A 17,186-nucleotide genomic window follows, 5' to 3' on the forward strand; every position below is an offset into this window, starting at 1 on the left:
CCGCGTGTCGGTCGCCGTCCGTGTCATCCCCTGCCTCGACGTCGACGCCGGGCGGGTCGTCAAGGGCGTGAACTTCCGGGGGCTGCGCGACGCCGGCGACCCCGTCGGGCTCGCCCGCCGCTACGGCGAGCAGGGCGCCGACGAGCTGACCTTCCTCGACGTCACCGCCTCCAGCGGCGACCGGGACACGATGTACGACGTCGTCGCGCGGACCGCCGAGGAGGTCTTCATCCCGCTGACCGTCGGGGGCGGGGTGCGCACCGTCGAGCACGTCGACCGGCTGCTGCGGGCCGGCGCCGACAAGGTCGGCGTCAACACCGCGGCCATCGCCCGACCCGCGCTCATCGCCGAGACCGCCGACCGGTTCGGCGCCCAGGTGCTCGTCCTGTCGGCGGACGTGCGCCGTCGCCGGGCCGAGGACGGCCGGGTCGTCGCCGGCTTCGAGGTGACGACCCACGGGGGGCGCACGGGCACCGGCGTCGACGCCGTCGAGTGGTGCGCCCGGGCGGCCGACCTCGGGGCCGGCGAGATCCTCCTCAACTCGATGGACGCCGACGGGACCAAGGACGGCTTCGACCTCGAGCTCGTCCGGCTCGTCCGGGCCGCGGTCGACGTCCCCGTCGTCGCCAGCGGGGGAGCGGGGGCGGTCGAGCACTTCGCCCCCGCCGTCGAGGCCGGTGCCGACGCCGTCCTCGCCGCGAGCGTGTTCCACTTCGGCGAGCTGACGATCGGCGAGGTCAAGGACGCGCTGCGGGCCGCCGACCTCCCCGTCCGATGAGCGTCCGGGCGCCGGGTGTGGGCCGGAGCGCCGCCCGCGGCACCCACCTCGTCGTAGCCGGGCTCGCCACGGCCGCGGTGCTGCTCCAGCTCGCCCTCGTGCTCGCGGGCAGCGCCGTCCTCGACGAGTCGGCCGCGCCGCCGCTCGGCCTGGCCCTCGTCCGGTTCCTCTGCTACTTCACGATCCAGAGCAACCTCCTCGTCGCCGTCACGTCCTGGTGGCTCGCGGGGGACCCCGCGCAGGACGGCCGGTGGTTCCGGCCGGTCCGCCTCGCGGCGCTCGTCGGGATCACCGTGACCGGGCTCGTCCACTACGTCCTGCTGCGCCCGCTGCTCGACCTCGAGGGGCTCGACGCCCTCGCCGACACCCTCCTGCACGTCGTCGTCCCGCTCGTCGCCGTCCTCGGGTGGGTGGTCGCGGGACCACGTCCCCGCACGACCTGGCGGACCGCCGGGGAGGCGCTCGCCTGGCCGCTGCTGTGGACCGCCTCGACCCTCGTCGTCGGGGTCGTCTCGGGCTGGTATCCCTACCCGTTCCTCGACCACCGGGAGGGCGGGACGGCGGCCGTCGTCGTCGCCTGCGCCGGCATCACCGTCCTCTTCCTCCTGCTCTTCGCGGGGGCCGTCGCGCTCGACCGCCGGCTGCGGCCGGTCCCCGCGGACGGCCGCTGACCCCCGTCCCCGGGGCGCCACGGCAGAATGGCGGGGTGCCGACCTCCGACGCCGCCCTCGACCCCGCGCTCGCCGCGCGGCTCACCCGGGACCCCGCGGGGCTCGTCGCCGCGATCGTCCAGCAGCACGACACCGGCGAGGTGCTCATGCTCGGGTGGATGGACGACGAGGCGCTGCGCCGCACCCTCACCGAGGGCCGGGTGACCTTCTGGTCCCGGTCCCGGGCGGAGTACTGGCGCAAGGGCGACACCTCCGGCCACGTCCAGCACGTCCGGTCGGTGGCCCTCGACTGCGACGGCGACGCCCTCCTCGTGCGGGTCGACCAGGTGGGGGCGGCCTGCCACACCGGCAGCCGCACGTGCTTCGACGGCCGTGACCTCGGGGCGGTCGTCGGGGGCGCGGCGTGACGGCGCCGGCCGTCGATGCCCCCCGGCTCGGGTTCGGCGAGACCTGGCCGAGCCTCGACGCGTTCGGCGTCCTGGCCCGCGACCGCCGGGTCATCCCCGTCGTGCGCCGGCTCATGGGCGACGCCGAGACCCCCGTCGGGGTCTACCGCAAGCTCGCGGGCGACCGGCCGGGGACCTTCCTCCTCGAGTCGGCCGAGCACGGCGGGGTCTGGTCGCGCTTCTCGATCGTCGGCGCCGCGAGCCGTGCGACGCTCACCGAGCGCGACGGCGAGGCGCACTGGGTCGGCGAGCCGCCCGCCGGCGTCCCCACCGACGGGCCCGCCACCGAGGCGCTGCGGGCGACGATGGAGGCGCTCGCGACGCCGCCGATCGCCGGCCTGCCGCCACTCACCGGGGGGATGGTCGGCGCGGTGTCGTACGACGCCGTCCGCGCCTGGGAGCGGGTCCCCGACGAGCTGCCCGACGAGCTCGGGGTCCCGGAGGTCGCGATGATGCTCGCGACCGACCTCGCCGTCCTCGACCACGCCGACGGCTCGATCCTCCTCGTCGCCAACGCCGTGAACTACGACGCGACCGACGAGCGGGTCGAGCAGGCGTGGGCCGACGCGGTGTCCCGCCTCGACGCGATGACCGAGGCGCTCGCCGCGCCCGCACCGAGCACCGTGGCCGTCGTCGACGGGCCGGCCGCCGAGGAGGCGCTGCGGCTCGTCCGCTCGAACACCACCCGCGAGGGCTACGAGGAGGTCGTCGAGCGGGCCAAGGAGGACATCCGCGCCGGGGAGGTCTTCCAGGTCGTCCTGTCCCAGCGGTTCTCCCTCGACTGCCCGGCCGACCCGCTCGAGGTGTACCGGGCGCTGCGGGCGTCGAACCCGAGTCCCTACATGTACCTCTTCCGGTTCCCGGACGGGGAGGGCTCGTCGTTCGCGGTCGTCGGCAGCTCACCGGAGGCGCTCGTCAAGGTCACGGGGGAGCGGGCGATCACCCACCCGATCGCGGGGTCCCGGCCGCGGGGCAAGACCCCGGAGGACGACGTCCGGCTCGCCGAGGAGCTGCTCGCCGACCCCAAGGAGCGCTCCGAGCACGTCATGCTCGTCGACCTCGGCCGCAACGACCTCCAGCGGGTCTGCCGGCCGGGGACCGTCGACGTCGTCGAGCTCATGGACGTGCGCCGCTACAGCCACGTCATGCACATCGAGTCGACGGTCGTCGGGGACACGCGGCCCGGGGTGAGCGCCTACGACGTCCTCCGCTCCACCTTCCCCGCGGGCACCCTGTCCGGGGCGCCGAAGCCGCGGGCCCTGGCGCTCATCGAACGCTACGAGCCCTCGCGCCGCGGCATCTACGGGGGCGTCGTCGGCTACCTCGACTTCCACGGCGACCTCGACATGGCGATCGCCATCCGGACCGCCGTCGTCAAGGACGGCGTCGCCCACGTCCAGGCCGGGGCCGGCATCGTCGCCGACTCCGACCCGGCCCGTGAGCACGAGGAGTGCGTCGCGAAGGCCACCGCCGCGCTGCGGGCCGTCGCGACCGCCGGCGCGCTGCGGACCGTCCGGTGAGGCGGCTCACCGGGCGGGGTCCGGTCGCTCTCCTCGCCCTCCTCGGGGCCGGCGTCGTCCTCGTCACCGGGCTGCGCCCCTGGGTCTCGGGGCAGGTCGAGGACGCCGTCCTCGGCGGCAGCCGCGTCGTCGCCACCGGGACCGACGTCGCCCCGGGCCTGTCCGCCCTCGCCCTGGCCCTCGCCGCGGCGGCCGTGGCCGTCGTCTCCGCCGGCCGCGTCGCCCGGGTCGTCGCCCTCGTCCTGTGGGCGGGCTGCGCCGTCGGCGCGGGCGCCCTCGTCGTCCGGGTGCTCCTCGACCCCTCGGGGGTGCTGGGTCCCGTCGCCGCGGCACGGGTCGGGCGGACCGGGACGGTGCCCGCGGAGGCGGTCGCGACGGTCTGGCCGTGGCTGGCGCTCCTCGGCGTGCTCCTGTCCCTCCTCGCCCTCGTGCTCGCCGTCCTCGGCCGGCGCCGGTGGTCCGGACCGTCGCGCCGGTACGAGCCGCCGTCGGGGTCCGGCGACGTGGCCGGCGCCCGGGGCGAGCGGGTGAGCAGCACCTGGGACGACCTGTCGGCCGGTCGCGACCCGACCGACGTCGGCGACGAGCGCGGGACCTGAGACACTGGCCCCAGCACCGGGCGGCGACCCGCCCGCCCGGGCCACCCCCTTTCGTAGAGTGAGCAGCATGAGCGAGCACGAAGACCACGGCCACAGCGTGGCGGCCTGGACGGCCGTCGGGATCATCATCGTCGCCTCGGCGATCATGTCGCTCGCGGTCGTCTTCCCCAACGTCTGGCTGTTCGTCGGCGGCGCCGTGCTCGCGGTCGTCGGTGCGGTCGCCGGCAAGGTGCTCTCGATGGCGGGCTACGGTGCCGCCGACCGGGACACCGAGAAGGCACCGTCCATCCGATGACCGGCGCGTCGGCCGGGGCCTCGGTCCTCGACGACATCGTCGCCGGGGTCCGGGAGGACCTGGCGGAGCGGCAGCGCCGTACGAGCAGGTCCGACCTCGAGAGCGCCGTGGCCACGGCCGCGCCGGCGCTCGACGCCGAGGCGCTCTTCCGGCGCCCGGGGCTCTCGCTCGTCGCCGAGGTGAAGCGGGCCAGCCCGAGCAAGGGCGAGCTGTCCGACATCCCCGACCCCGCCTCCCTCGCTGCCGCGTACGAGGCCGGTGGGGCCACGGCGATCTCGGTGCTCACCGAGCAGCGGCGGTTCCGCGGCAGCCTCGCCGACCTCGACGTCGTCCGGGCCGCCGTCGACGTCCCCGTGCTGCGCAAGGACTTCGTCGTCACCGACTACCAGGTGTGGGAGGCCCGCGCGCACGGCGCGGACATCGTCCTGCTCATCGTCGCCGCCCTCGACGACCCGACCCTGCGGTCCCTCCTCGCGCGGGTCGGCGAGCTCGGGATGACCGCTCTCGTCGAGGTCCACGACGAGGACGAGACCCAGCGCGCCGTCGACGCCGGCGCCACCGTCGTCGGTGTCAACGCCCGCGACCTCAAGACCCTGCAGGTCCACCCCGACACCTTCTCCCGCCTGCGCCCGCTCGTCCCGGACGGCGTCGTCACCGTCGCCGAGTCCGGGATCTCCGGGCCGCAGGACGCGGCGGCCTACGCCGCGCAGGGCGCCGACGTCGTCCTCGTCGGCGAGGCGCTCGTGCGCGACGGCGACCCCCGGGCGGCCGCGGCCGCGATCGTCGCCGCCGGGTCGGGGGTGGCACGGTGACCGCGCCCGAGGAGCACCCGGTGGACGAGGCGGCCGAGGGGATGACCCCGGTGCCGCTCGAGCGGCCGGGCCGCTTCGGACGCTTCGGCGGGCGGTACGTCCCGGAGGCGCTGGTCCCCGCCCTCGAGCAGCTCGACGAGGCCCGGCAGAAGGCGGCCGTCGACCCCGAGTTCGGTGACGAGCTCGCCCGGCTGCACGCGACGTACACCGGCCGGCCGAGCATCGTCACCGAGGTGCCCCGGTTCGCGGCGCACTGCGGCGGGGCACGGGTCGTCCTCAAGCGCGAGGACCTCAACCACACCGGCTCGCACAAGATCAACAACGTCCTCGCCCAGGCCCTCATCACGAAGCGCATGGGCAAGACCCGGATCATCGCCGAGACCGGCGCCGGCCAGCACGGTGTCGCCACGGCGACCGCCGCCGCGCTCATGGGCCTGGACTGCACCGTCTACATGGGCAAGGTCGACACCGAGCGCCAGGCGCTCAACGTCGCCCGGATGCGCATCCTGGGCGCCGAGGTCGTCGCCGTCGAGCACGGCAGTGCCACCCTCAAGGACGCCATCAACGAGGCGCTGCGCGACTGGGTGACGAACGTCGGGACGACGCACTACTGCATCGGCACCGTCACCGGGCCGCACCCGTTCCCCGAGATGGTCCGCGACTTCCACGCCGTCATCGGCGAGGAGGCCCGCGAGCAGGTCCTCGAGCTCACCGGCCGGCTGCCCGACGCGGTGCTCGCCTGCGTCGGCGGCGGCTCGAACGCCATGGGGATCTTCCACCGCTTCGTCCCCGACGAGGGCGTCCGGCTCGTCGGCGTCGAGGCCGGGGGAGAGGGCGTGGAGTCCGGGCGCCACGCCGCCCGGTTCGCCTCCGCGAGCCCCGGCGTGCTCCACGGCGCGATGAGCTACCTCATGCAGGACGCGGACGGTCAGACCCTCGAGTCGCACTCGATCTCCGCGGGCCTGGACTACCCGAGCGTCGGACCGGAGCACGCCCACCTGCGCGACAGCGGGCGGGCCGAGTACCGGTACGCCACCGACGACCAGGTGATGGAGGCGTTCTCGCTGCTGTGCCGGACCGAGGGCATCATCCCGGCCCTGGAGTCCGCGCACGCGCTCGCCGGGGCGATGGAGATCGGGCGGGAGCTCGGGCCCGACGGCCTCGTCCTCGTCAACCTCTCCGGACGCGGCGACAAGGACATGCACACCGCCGCGGCGTGGTTCGGGCTCGTCGACGAGGGCACGCAGTGAGCGCCGTGACGACGACCGCGCCGGGCCTCGCCGACGTCTTCGCCCGCTGCCGGGCCGAGGGCCGCGCCGCCCTCGTCGGGTACCTGCCGGTCGGCTTCCCGACCGTCGAGGCCTCCGTCGCCGCGATGCGCGTCCTCGTCGAGGGCGGGTGCGACGTCGTCGAGGTCGGCATCCCCTACAGCGACCCCGTCATCGACGGACCGGTGAACCAGGACGCCATGGTGACGGCGCTCGCCGGCGGGGCGCGCGTCGACGACGTCTTCGCCGCGGTGCGGGCGGTCCGCGACGCCGGCGCGGTCCCCGTCGCGATGACGTACTGGAACCCCGTCCTGCGCCGTGGCGTCGAGCGCTTCGCCGCCGACCTCGCCGCGGCCGGCGGCTCCGGGCTCATCACCCCCGACCTCGTCCCGGACGAGGCCGAGGACTGGCTCGCGGCGTCCGCCCGGCACGGCCTCGACCGGATCTTCCTCGTCGCCCCGAGCAGCACGCCGGACCGGCTCGAGGTCGTGACGACGGCCTCGTCCGGGTTCGTCTACGCGGCCTCGACGATGGGTGTGACGGGTGCCCGCACGAGCGTGGACTCCCAGGCCCGCGGCCTCGTCGAGAAGGTCCGCGCCGTCTGCGACCTGCCGGTCGGCATCGGGCTCGGGGTCTCCACCCGCGAGCAGGCCGCCGAGATCGCCGCGTACGCCGACGCCGTCATCGTCGGGTCGGCCCTCGTGCGCACCCTCGGGGGTGAGGGGGAACTCGCGGACCGGCTCGAGGCGTTGCGCTCACTGACCGAACAGCTGGCCGCAGGGGTCCGGGAGGGACGCGCGTGACGACCGACGTCGAGACCGAGCGGGCCGTCACCGCCTGGTACCGCTCGCCGCGGGTCCTGGACGTCGTCGGCCTCCTCGCCCGCCTCTTCCTCGGCGGCGTCCTGCTCTGGGCCGGCCTCGCGAAGGTCGGCAAGCCGCTCACCTCGGAGCGGGCCGTCCAGGCCTACGAGATCATGCCGCTCGGCCTCGCCGGCTGGGTCGGCCTCGCCCTGCCGTTCGTCGAGATCGTCCTCGGCGTCCTCCTCGTCCTCGGCCTCTTCACCCGTCCGGTGGCGGTCGTCTCGACGCTGCTCATGGTCGCCTTCGTCGTCGGCATCGCCCAGGCGTGGGCCCGCGGGCTGACGATCGACTGCGGCTGCTTCGGCGGAGGCGGCCAGATCGGCGAGAACGAGACGAAATACCCTCAGGAGATCGCCCGCGACGCCTCGTTCGCCGCCGCGGGTGTCTGGTTGTGGTGGCGGCCGCGCTCGCTCGCCGCCCTCGACCGAGTCCTGTTCCGCGACTGAGAGGCTGACCCGCAGCGATGGCGAAGACGACGAAGAAGACCGCGTCCGGTGGCCGGCAGGCGAAGATCCAGGCCGCGGCGGGGTCCGGCGGCGGGGGAGCGAACCGGATCGTCGTGGCGGCCGCCGTCGTCGTCGTCGCAATCGTCGCCGTCGTCGCCGGCGTCGTGTGGACCCAGGTGCAGCGCGAGGCCGAGGTCGGGACGAGCACCGCGACCCCGGCGGGCGCGCAGATGGGCGAGGGGTACCGGGCCTTCGCCGACGTCGAGCTCCGGGAGGGCGCCCCGGTCGTCGACGTCTTCGAGGACTTCCAGTGCCCCGCGTGCGGGCAGTTCGAAGCCGCCTTCGGCGGCCCGATCGAGGACCTCGCCCGGGACGGACGGATCGAGCTGAGGTACCACATCCTCAACTTCCTCGACGACACGACCGGCGCCGACTACTCGACCCCCGCGGCGAACGGCGGCTTCTGCGCTGCGGACCAGGGCGCCTTCCAGGACTTCCACGACGCCGCCTACGCCGGCCAGGCCCGGGAGGGCGTCGACCTGCCGCAGGAGACCCTCGACGGCTGGGCGCAGGAGGCCGGCATCACCGGTGACGACCTCGACACGTGGGAGCAGTGCGTCGCCGACGGCACGTACACCCGGTACGTCACGTCCGTGAACGCGACGGCCTTCGAGGAGGAGGGCGTGCGCGGGACGCCGACGGTGAAGTCCGACGGCGAGGAGGTCGACCTGTCCGGCGTCTCGACCCCAGAGGACCTCGCCGAGGTGCTCGGGGCCACCTCGTGACGACCTCGATCCCGAGCCCCACCGTCGGGGCGTTCGACCTCGGACCGCTCACGCTGCGCGCGTACGCCCTGTGCATCCTCGCGGGCATCGTCCTCGCCGTCTGGCTCACCGGGCGCCGGCTCGCGGCGCGCGGGTACGAGTCCGGGGTCGTCCTCGACGTCGCGGCCTACGCCGTCGTCGCGGGGATCGTCGGCGGGCGGCTCTACCACGTCGTCTCGACCCCCGGCCCGTACTTCGGCGAGGGCGGCGACCTCTCCGCCGCGCTGCGGATCTGGGAGGGCGGTCTCGGCATCTGGGGCGCCATCTCCCTGGGGGCACTCGGCGCGTGGGTCGGCTGCCGTCGGGCCGGGATCCCGTTCCTCGTCTTCGCCGACGCGGCGGCCCCCGGGGTCGCGTTCGCCCAGGCACTCGGCCGTTGGGGCAACTGGTTCAACAACGAGCTCTACGGCGGGCCGACCGACGCGCCCTGGGGCCTCGTCATCCACGAGTGGGACCAGTCGGCGGCCCGGGCCGTCACCGACGCCGCGGGCGACCCGGTCGTCCTCGGCACCTTCCAGCCCACGTTCCTGTACGAGAGCGTCTTCCTCGTCGTCCTCGGCGTCCTGCTGCTCCTCGCCGGACGGTGGCGCCGCTGGGCCCCCGGTCAGGTGTTCGGTCTCTACGTCGCCGGCTACCCGCTCGGCCGGGTCGTCATCGAGCGGATGCGGACCGACGAGGCCGAGATGGTGCTCGGCCAACGGCTCAACGTGTGGACGAGCATCGGCGTCTTCCTCCTCGGGGTCTGGATCCTGTGGTTCACGGGGCGGCGGGCCCGCCGCGCGCCCGACCCCGGCGCGACCGCGGACGCCCCGGACGAGGCCGGCGACGAGCCCACGGCCGAGCCCTCGGAGGACGCGGACGAGACGCCTCCGCGTTCCCAGGATGTGGGATAGGGCGGCTCGAATGTCGGGACGGCGGCGGTGCGGGCTACGATTCCCCGACGTGGCCATCGACGTCCGCGCCTGACCTTGCCGTGCCTGGCCTCCGCCCGGGGGCCGACGACCCAGAGGACGGTGATGCGACGTGTCCGTCGCCCGCTTCTCCGCCCAGCCCGCCGACACCGGCCTGTACCGCCGCGAGCACGAGCACGACGCCTGTGGCGTCGCGATGGTCGCGACGATGCGCGGGCACGCCGGGCACGACATCGTCGTCCACGCCCTCGACGCCCTGCGCAACCTCGACCACCGGGGTGCCACCGGCGCCGACCCGCTCGTCGGCGACGGCGCGGGCATCCTGACCCAGGTCCCCGACGCCTTCTTCCGCGAGGTCGTCGACGCGGACCTGCCGCCCGCCGGGCAGTACGCCGCGGGCATGGCCTACCTGCCGACCGACGAGGCCGAGCGGGCCCGGGCCGAGCAGCGGGTCGAGGAGATCGCCCGCACCGAGGGTCTGCGCGTCCTCGCCTGGCGCGACGTCCCCGTCGTCCCGGACCTCGTCGGTGCCGCCGCCCGCGACACGATGCCGTGCTTCCGCCAGGTCTTCGTCGGCTCCGACGAGGGCCTCGCGGGCATCGAGCTCGACCGGCTCGCCTTCGCCCTGCGCAAGCGGGCCGAGCGCGAGGCCGACGTCTACTTCCCGTCGCTGTCGGCGCGCACCGTCGTCTACAAGGGGATGCTGACGACCGGCCAGCTCGAGCCGTTCTTCCCCGACCTCTCCGACGAGCGGTTCGCCACCGAGCTCGCCCTCGTCCACTCCCGCTTCTCGACGAACACCTTCCCGAGCTGGCCGCTCGCCCACCCGTACCGGCTCATCGCCCACAACGGCGAGATCAACACGATGAAGGGCAACCGCAACTGGATGCACGCCCGGGAGAGCCAGCTGGCCTCCGACGTGCTGTCCGGGGACCTGTCCCGCCTGTCGCCGATCTGCACCCCGGACGCGTCCGACTCGGCCTCCTTCGACGAGGTCCTCGAGCTCATCCACCTCGGGGGCCGCTCGCTGCCGCACGCCGTCCTCATGATGATCCCGGAGGCGTGGGAGAACCACGCGTCGATGGACCCGGCCCGCCGGGCCTTCTACGAGTTCCACTCGACCTTCATGGAGCCGTGGGACGGTCCCGCGGCCGTCTGCTTCACCGACGGCAGCCTCGTCGGCGCCGTCCTCGACCGCAACGGCCTGCGCCCGGGCCGGTACTGGGTCACCGGCGACGGGCTCGTCGTCCTCGCCTCCGAGTCCGGCGTCCTCGACCTCGAGCCCGAGAACGTCGTGCGCCGCGGCCGGCTCCAGCCGGGCCGGATGTTCCTCGTCGACACCGAGGCGGGCCGGATCGTCAGCGACGAGGAGGTCAAGTCCGGGCTCGCGGGGGAGCACCCGTACGAGGAGTGGCTGCACGCCGGCCTCATCCGGCTGCCGGACCTGCCCGAGCGCGAGCACATCGTGCACACCGCCGCCTCGGTCGCCCGGCGGCAGCGGACCTTCGGGTACACCGAGGAGGAGCTCAAGGTCATCCTCGCCCCGATGGCCCGGACCGGGGCGGAGGCCCTCGGCTCGATGGGCACCGACACCCCGATCGCGGTGCTGTCGGACCGCCCGCGGCTCGTCTTCGACTACTTCACCCAGCTCTTCGCCCAGGTGACGAACCCGCCGCTCGACGCGATCCGCGAGGAGCTCGTCACCTCGCTCGACAGCGCCGTCGGCCCGGAGGGCAACCTCCTCGACGCCAACCCGGCGCACGCCCGCCAGGTCGTCCTGCCGTTCCCCGTGCTCGACAACGACGAGCTCGCGAAGATCGTCCACATCAACGCCGACGGCGACCTGCCCGGCTTCGGCACCCACGTCGTGCGGGCCACGTACGACGTCGACGGCGGCGAGAAGGCCCTGCGCGACCGGCTCGGGGAGATCTTCGCCGAGGTCTCGCAGGCCATCGAGGAGGGGGCGCGCTTCATCGTCCTGTCCGACCGTGACTCCGACCGCGACACCGCGCCGATCCCGTCGTTGCTCGTCACCTCGGCCGTCCACCACCACCTCATCCGCGAGAAGACCCGCACCCAGGTCGGGCTCGTCGTGGAGGCCGGGGACGTCCGCGAGGTGCACCACGTCGCGCTGCTCATCGGCTACGGCGCCGCCGCGATCAACCCCTACCTCGCGATGGAGACCGTCGAGGACATGGTCCGCCGCGGCGACATCACCGAGGTGAGCGAGGAGCAGGCGGTCGCCAACCTCATCAAGGCGCTCGGCAAGGGCGTCCTCAAGGTGATGTCGAAGATGGGCATCTCCACCGTCGCGTCCTACCGCGGCGCGCAGGTCTTCGAGGCGCTCGGCCTCTCCCAGGACCTCGTCGACGAGTACTTCACCGGCACCGTCTCCCAGCTCGGCGGCATCGGCCTCGACGTCCTCGCTGCCGAGACCGCGGCCCGGCACGAGAGCGCCTACCCGCCGGACGGCATCCGCCAGGCCCACCGCAAGCTCGCCGTCGGTGGCGAGTACCAGTGGCGCCGCGAGGGCGAGCCGCACCTCTTCGACCCCGAGACCGTCTTCCGACTGCAGCACGCGACGCGGCAGCGCCGGTACGACGTCTTCAAGCAGTACACCCAGCGGGTCGACGAGCAGTCCGGTCGGCTGATGACCCTCCGCGGGCTCTTCGAGCTCGGCGGCGAGACGCCGCGCGAGCCGGTCCCGATCGAGGAGGTCGAGCCCGTCGAGGCCATCGTCCGACGGTTCTCCACCGGCGCGATGAGCTACGGCTCGATCAGCCAGGAGGCCCACGAGACCCTCGCGGTCGCGATGAACCGCCTCGGCGGACGCTCGAACACCGGCGAGGGCGGCGAGGACGTCGAGCGCCTCCTGGACCCCGAGCGGCGCTCGGCGGTCAAGCAGGTCGCCTCCGGGCGCTTCGGTGTCACGTCGATGTACCTCACCCACAGCGACGACATCCAGATCAAGATGGCCCAGGGCGCCAAGCCCGGCGAGGGCGGGCAGCTGCCCGGCCCGAAGGTGTACCCCTGGGTCGCCAAGACCCGGCACTCGACGCCGGGTGTCGGGCTCATCAGCCCCCCGCCGCACCACGACATCTACTCGATCGAGGACCTCGCCCAGCTCATCCACGACCTCAAGAACGCGAACCCGCAGGCCCGGGTCCACGTCAAGCTCGTCTCCGAGGTCGGCGTCGGGACCGTCGCGGCCGGGGTGAGCAAGGCGCACGCCGACGTCGTCCTCATCTCCGGGCACGACGGCGGCACCGGCGCCTCCCCGCTCACTTCGCTCAAGCACGCGGGCGGCCCCTGGGAGCTCGGCCTCGCCGAGACCCAGCAGACCCTCGTCCTCAACGGGCTGCGGGACCGGATCGTCGTCCAGGTCGACGGGCAGATCAAGACCGGCCGCGACGTCGTCGTCGCCGCGCTGCTCGGCGCCGAGGAGTTCGGGTTCGCGACCGCGCCGCTCGTCGTGTCCGGCTGCATCCTCATGCGGGTCTGCCACCTCGACACCTGCCCGGTCGGCATCGCCACCCAGAACCCGGAGCTGCGCTCCCGGTACTCCGGGGCGCCGGAGTTCGTCGAGACCTTCTTCGAGTACATCGCCGAGGAGGTCCGCGAGCACCTGGCCGCGCTCGGCTTCCGCAGCATCGAGGAGGCCATCGGCCAGATCGAGCACCTCGACACCGACAAGGCGGTGGCGCACTGGAAGGCCTCCGGCCTGGACCTGTCCCCGGTCCTCACGAAGGTGCAGAGCCCGGACGGGTCGGACGTGCGGCACCGCGTCGCCCAGGACCACGGCCTCGAGAAGGCCCTGGACCACCAGCTCATCGCCGCGGCCCGCGACGCCATCGACCAGGGCCACCCGGTGCAGGCGCAGTTCGCGATCCGCAACGTCAACCGCACCGTCGGCACGATGCTCGGGCACGAGGTGACCAAGGCCCACCCGGACGGCCTCGCCGACGGCACGATCGACCTCACGCTCACCGGCTCCGCCGGGCAGAGCTTCGGCGCCTTCGTCCCGCAGGGCGTCACCCTGCGCCTCGTCGGCGACGCGAACGACTACGTCGGCAAGGGCCTGTCCGGCGGGCGCATCGTCGTCCGCCCGGCGCAGGACTCCGCCCTCGTCGCCGAGGAGAACGTCATCGCCGGCAACGTCATCGCCTACGGCGCGACGTCCGGCGAGATCTTCCTCCGCGGCCGGGTCGGTGAGCGGTTCTGCGTCCGCAACTCCGGCGCGACCGTCGTCGTCGAGGGCGTCGGCGACCACGCCCTCGAGTACATGACCGGCGGGCACGCGATGGTCCTCGGACCGACCGGCCGCAACCTGGCGGCCGGCATGTCCGGCGGCGTCGCCTACGTCCTCGACCTCGACCCGCACCGGGTCAACCGCGAGCTCGTCGACCTGCGGCCGCTGCGCGACGAGGACGCGCTCGTCTGCCGCGACCTCCTCGAGCGGCACCGGGAGTGGACGGACTCGGCCGTGGCCGACCGGCTGCTCGCCGACTGGGACTCCGCCCGGTCGGCCTTCACCCTCGTCCTGCCCCGCCAGTACCAGCGCGTCCTCGACGTGCGGACGAAGGCGGAGCAGGAAGGACTCGACCCCGACGGCCCCCAGGTGTGGGAGCGGATCATGGAGGCGTCCCGTGGCTGACCCCCAAGGCTTTCTCAAGACCCGTGAGCGCGAGCTGCCGCGCCGGCGTCCCGTGCCGGTGCGGATCAGGGACTGGAAGGAGGTCTACGAGGACCAGCCGGTCCCCGAGCTCCAGCGTCAGGCCGGTCGCTGCATGGACTGCGGCATCCCCTTCTGCCACAACGGCTGCCCGCTCGGGAACCTCATCCCGGAGTGGAACGACCTCGCCCGGCGCGGCGAGTGGCGCGAGGCCATCGAGCGGCTGCACGCGACGAACAACTTCCCGGAGTTCACCGGCCGGCTCTGCCCGGCCCCGTGCGAGTCGGCGTGCGTCCTCGGCATCAACCAGCCGGCCGTGACGATCAAGCAGGTCGAGGTCTCGATCATCGACCGGGCCTTCGACAACGGCATCGTCCTGCCGAGCTCGCCAGAGCGGCTGTCCGGGAAGACCGTGGCGGTCGTGGGCTCCGGCCCGGCGGGCCTGGCCACCGCCCAGCAGCTGACCCGCGCCGGGCACACCGTGGCGGTCTACGAGCGCGCCGACCAGCCCGGTGGGCTGCTGCGCTACGGCATCCCCGAGTTCAAGATGGAGAAGTCCGTCCTCGACCGGCGGATCGCCCAGATGAAGTCCGAGGGCACCCGCTTCCGCACCGGCGTCACCGTCGGGAAGGACCTCACGGCCGCCGACCTGCGCAAGCGGTTCGACGCGGTCGTCGTCGCCACCGGCTCCACCGTCCCGCGCGACCTGCCGGTCCCGGGCCGCGAGCTCGACGGTGTCGTCCAGGCGATGGACTTCCTGCCGCCGGCGAACCGGGTGGCGCTCGGGCAGACCGTCGAGGGCCAGGTCACGGCGGCCGGCAAGGACGTCGTCGTCATCGGCGGCGGCGACACCGGGGCCGACTGCATCGGGACCGCGCACCGGCAGGGTGCCCGCTCGGTGACGAGCCTGGAGATCATGCCCCAGCCCGGCCAGGACCGCTCCGACGCCCACCCGTGGCCGACCTACCCGATGCTCTTCCGCGTCGCCTCGGCGCACGAGGAGGGCGGCGACCGCGTCTACGCCATCTCCACGAGCGAGGTCGTCGGCGACGACGAGGGCCGCGTCCGTGCCCTCCGGGTCCACGAGGTGACCCGCGGCGAGAACGGCTTCGAGAAGGTCGAGGGCAGCGACCGCGAGCTCCCCGCGCAGCTCGTCCTCCTCGCGATGGGCTTCCTCGGCCCCGAGCCCGAGGGCCTGCTCGACCAGCTCGGCGTCGACAAGGACGAGCGGACCAACGTCGCCCGCGACGGGCACTTCATGTCGAGCGTCCCCGGCGTCTTCGTCGCCGGCGACGCCGGCCGCGGGCAGTCGCTCATCGTCTGGGCCATCGCCGAGGGTCGCTCGGTCGCCCACGAGGTGGACGCCTGGCTCATGCACAAGCCGTCCCGGCTGCCGCGCCCGGTCGCCCCGACGGACCGCCCGCTCACGGCCTGAGCCACCGTCCGCGAGGGGCCCCACCGATACGGGTGGGGCCCCTCTCTCCGTCATGTGACCCGGGTCATAGTGGAACCGCTTCCACCGATAGGCTCGGCCCCATGCGTCGCGCGAAGATCGTCTGCACCCTGGGCCCTGCCACCTCCTCTCCCGATAACGTCCGCGAGCTCGTCCGCGCCGGCATGGACGTGGCCCGGCTCAACCTCAGCCACGGCAGCCACGCCGACCACGACGCGGTGTACACCGCGGTCCGCGAGGCCGGTGACGCCACCGGTCACGCGGTCGGCGTCCTCGTCGACCTCCAGGGCCCGAAGATCCGCACCGGCCGCTTCGCGGACGGCCCCATCGTCCTCGAGCGGGGCGCGACGTTCACGATCACGACCCGTGACGTCCCCGGCGACCAGGAGGCCGTCGGGACGACCTACGACGGGCTTCCCGGCGACGTCCAGGCGGGCGACCGCATCCTCATCGACGACGGCAAGATCGCGCTCATCGCGACCGACGTCACCGAGACCGACGTCGTCTGCCAGGTGCTCGAGGGCGGCCCGCTGTCGAACAACAAGGGGATCAACCTCCCCGGCGTCGCCGTGTCCGTCCCGGCGCTGTCCGAGAAGGACGAGGACGACCTGCGCTGGGCCCTGCGCACGAAGGCCGACATGATCGCGCTGTCCTTCGTCCGCAGCGCCGAGGACATCACCCGGGTCCACGAGATCATGGACGAGGAAGGGCTGCGGCTGCCCGTCGTCGCCAAGATCGAGAAGCCGCAGGCCGTCGAGAACCTCGACGAGATCATCCGCGCCTTCGACGGCGTCATGGTCGCCCGCGGCGACCTCGGCGTCGAGATGCCGCTCGAGCAGGTCCCGCTCGTCCAGAAGCGCGCCTGCGAGATCGCCCGGCGGCGCGCCAAGCCGGTCATCGTCGCGACGCAGGTGCTCGAGTCGATGGTCGAGAACAGCCGGCCCACCCGCGCCGAGGCCTCCGACGCCGCGAACGCCGTGCTCGACGGGGCGGACGCGCTCATGCTCTCGGGGGAGACGAGCGTCGGGAAGCACCCGTTCGCCGCCGTCTCGACGATGGCGAAGATCATCGAGAACACCGAGACCCACGGCCTGCACCGGATCCGCCCCCTCGGCACCCGCCCGAACTCCAAGGGCGGCGCCGTGACCGCCGCGGCCGCCGAGATCGGCGAGCTGCTCGGGGTGAAGTACCTCATCACCTTCTCCGAGAAGGGCGGCAGCACCCGCCGGCTCGCCCGGGTCCGCCCGCGCATCCCGATGCTCGCCTTCACCCCGAACCAGTCGACCCGCAGCCAGCTCGCGCTCTCGTGGGGCGTCGAGACCTTCCTCACCCCGAAGTGCCGGCACACCGACGAGATGGCGATGCAGGTCGACGAGATGCTCCTGTCCCTCGGCCGGGTCCAGGAGGGCGACCACGTCGTCATCGTCGCGGGGTCCCCGCCCGGGATCCCGGGCTCGACGAACGCCCTGCGGGTGCACCGGATCGGTGACGCGAAGAACCGGGTCGCCCCCGCCTACATGGACGTCGCCGACGCCGCGAAGCAGTGACGCCCGGGGGTGCGCGGATCGGTAGGATGACGCGCGGACAGCGGACCGCACCGTTCCGTGGCCACCGTCGGCCGTCGCGTT

The 17,186-nt window shown here is 73.8% G+C and carries 15 protein-coding genes; all 15 read left to right on the forward strand.

Going from position 1 to position 17,186, the window contains the following annotated elements:
* The first annotated feature begins 4 nt into the window (after nt 1–4).
* The 15 genes from hisF to pyk all read left to right on the forward strand — a co-directional run bounded on the left by hisF (nt 5) and on the right by pyk (nt 17,105).
* Nucleotides 5–778, forward strand: a complete 774-nt coding sequence (hisF, locus tag KC207_RS02490; RefSeq protein ID WP_211601324.1) for an imidazole glycerol phosphate synthase subunit HisF — start codon at nt 5–7, stop codon at nt 776–778.
* Nucleotides 775–1,449 carry a Pr6Pr family membrane protein gene (locus tag KC207_RS02495; RefSeq protein ID WP_211601325.1) on the forward strand — a complete coding sequence of 225 codons (675 nt, stop codon included), beginning with the start codon at nt 775–777 and terminating at the stop codon, nt 1,447–1,449. Before hisF ends, KC207_RS02495 begins: the two co-directional genes overlap by 4 nt.
* Nucleotides 1,450–1,484: 35 nt before the next feature.
* Complete coding sequence (gene hisI / locus KC207_RS02500; RefSeq protein ID WP_211601326.1) at nt 1,485–1,856, forward strand: phosphoribosyl-AMP cyclohydrolase; 372 nt, start codon at nt 1,485–1,487, stop codon at nt 1,854–1,856.
* Nucleotides 1,853–3,415: an anthranilate synthase component I gene (locus tag KC207_RS02505; RefSeq protein ID WP_211601327.1), complete on the forward strand. Its 1,563-nt coding sequence runs from the start codon at nt 1,853–1,855 to the stop codon at nt 3,413–3,415. Before hisI ends, KC207_RS02505 begins: the two co-directional genes overlap by 4 nt.
* Entirely contained in the window at nt 3,412–4,014 is a 603-nt protein-coding gene (locus tag KC207_RS02510) for a Trp biosynthesis-associated membrane protein (RefSeq protein WP_211601328.1), read from the forward strand. Before KC207_RS02505 ends, KC207_RS02510 begins: the two co-directional genes overlap by 4 nt.
* Nucleotides 4,015–4,081: 67 nt before the next feature.
* The gene (locus KC207_RS02515; RefSeq protein ID WP_211601329.1) at nt 4,082–4,309 is read left to right on the forward strand and encodes an HGxxPAAW family protein; all 228 of its coding nucleotides are present in this window, start codon (nt 4,082–4,084) and stop codon (nt 4,307–4,309) included.
* Nucleotides 4,306–5,121: an indole-3-glycerol phosphate synthase TrpC gene (gene trpC, locus KC207_RS02520; protein WP_211601330.1), complete on the forward strand. Its 816-nt coding sequence runs from the start codon at nt 4,306–4,308 to the stop codon at nt 5,119–5,121. The genes KC207_RS02515 and trpC overlap by 4 nt, the downstream gene beginning before the upstream one ends.
* A gap of 41 nt (nt 5,122–5,162) precedes the next feature.
* On the forward strand, nt 5,163–6,371 hold the full coding sequence (trpB, locus tag KC207_RS02525; RefSeq protein WP_211601596.1) for a tryptophan synthase subunit beta: 1,209 nt from the start codon (nt 5,163–5,165) through the stop codon (nt 6,369–6,371).
* Complete coding sequence (gene trpA / locus KC207_RS02530; protein WP_437179114.1) at nt 6,368–7,192, forward strand: tryptophan synthase subunit alpha; 825 nt, start codon at nt 6,368–6,370, stop codon at nt 7,190–7,192. The genes trpB and trpA overlap by 4 nt, the downstream gene beginning before the upstream one ends.
* Complete coding sequence (locus tag KC207_RS02535; RefSeq protein ID WP_211601331.1) at nt 7,189–7,698, forward strand: MauE/DoxX family redox-associated membrane protein; 510 nt, start codon at nt 7,189–7,191, stop codon at nt 7,696–7,698. Before trpA ends, KC207_RS02535 begins: the two co-directional genes overlap by 4 nt.
* Nucleotides 7,699–7,715: 17 nt before the next feature.
* Nucleotides 7,716–8,483: a DsbA family protein gene (locus KC207_RS02540; protein ID WP_211601332.1), complete on the forward strand. Its 768-nt coding sequence runs from the start codon at nt 7,716–7,718 to the stop codon at nt 8,481–8,483.
* Nucleotides 8,480–9,415 (forward strand): prolipoprotein diacylglyceryl transferase, encoded by a 936-nt coding sequence (gene lgt, locus KC207_RS02545; protein ID WP_211601333.1) that lies wholly within the window; start codon nt 8,480–8,482, stop codon nt 9,413–9,415. The genes KC207_RS02540 and lgt overlap by 4 nt, the downstream gene beginning before the upstream one ends.
* 130 nt (nt 9,416–9,545) lie before the next feature.
* Complete coding sequence (gene gltB, locus KC207_RS02550; protein ID WP_211601334.1) at nt 9,546–14,087, forward strand: glutamate synthase large subunit; 4,542 nt, start codon at nt 9,546–9,548, stop codon at nt 14,085–14,087.
* Nucleotides 14,080–15,540 carry a glutamate synthase subunit beta gene (locus tag KC207_RS02555; RefSeq protein ID WP_211601335.1) on the forward strand — a complete coding sequence of 487 codons (1,461 nt, stop codon included), beginning with the start codon at nt 14,080–14,082 and terminating at the stop codon, nt 15,538–15,540. Before gltB ends, KC207_RS02555 begins: the two co-directional genes overlap by 8 nt.
* A 101-nt stretch (nt 15,541–15,641) precedes the next feature.
* Nucleotides 15,642–17,105: a pyruvate kinase gene (gene pyk / locus KC207_RS02560; RefSeq protein WP_211601336.1), complete on the forward strand. Its 1,464-nt coding sequence runs from the start codon at nt 15,642–15,644 to the stop codon at nt 17,103–17,105.
* Nucleotides 17,106–17,186: the final 81 nt, after the last annotated feature.

Origin of the sequence: Phycicoccus avicenniae (genome assembly GCF_018139485.1) — a bacterium.
GTDB lineage: Bacteria > Actinomycetota > Actinomycetes > Actinomycetales > Dermatophilaceae > Phycicoccus > Phycicoccus avicenniae.

Coding starts and splice junctions, on each gene's coding strand:
- trpB (WP_211601596.1), top strand. CDS start 5,163: ATGACCCCGGTGCCGCTCGAGCGGCCGGGCCGCTTCGGACGCTTCGGC.
- KC207_RS02515 (WP_211601329.1), top strand. CDS start 4,082: ATGAGCGAGCACGAAGACCACGGCCACAGCGTGGCGGCCTGGACGGCC.
- trpC (WP_211601330.1), top strand. CDS start 4,306: ATGACCGGCGCGTCGGCCGGGGCCTCGGTCCTCGACGACATCGTCGCC.
- KC207_RS02540 (WP_211601332.1), top strand. CDS start 7,716: ATGGCGAAGACGACGAAGAAGACCGCGTCCGGTGGCCGGCAGGCGAAG.
- KC207_RS02495 (WP_211601325.1), top strand. CDS start 775: ATGAGCGTCCGGGCGCCGGGTGTGGGCCGGAGCGCCGCCCGCGGCACC.
- pyk (WP_211601336.1), top strand. CDS start 15,642: ATGCGTCGCGCGAAGATCGTCTGCACCCTGGGCCCTGCCACCTCCTCT.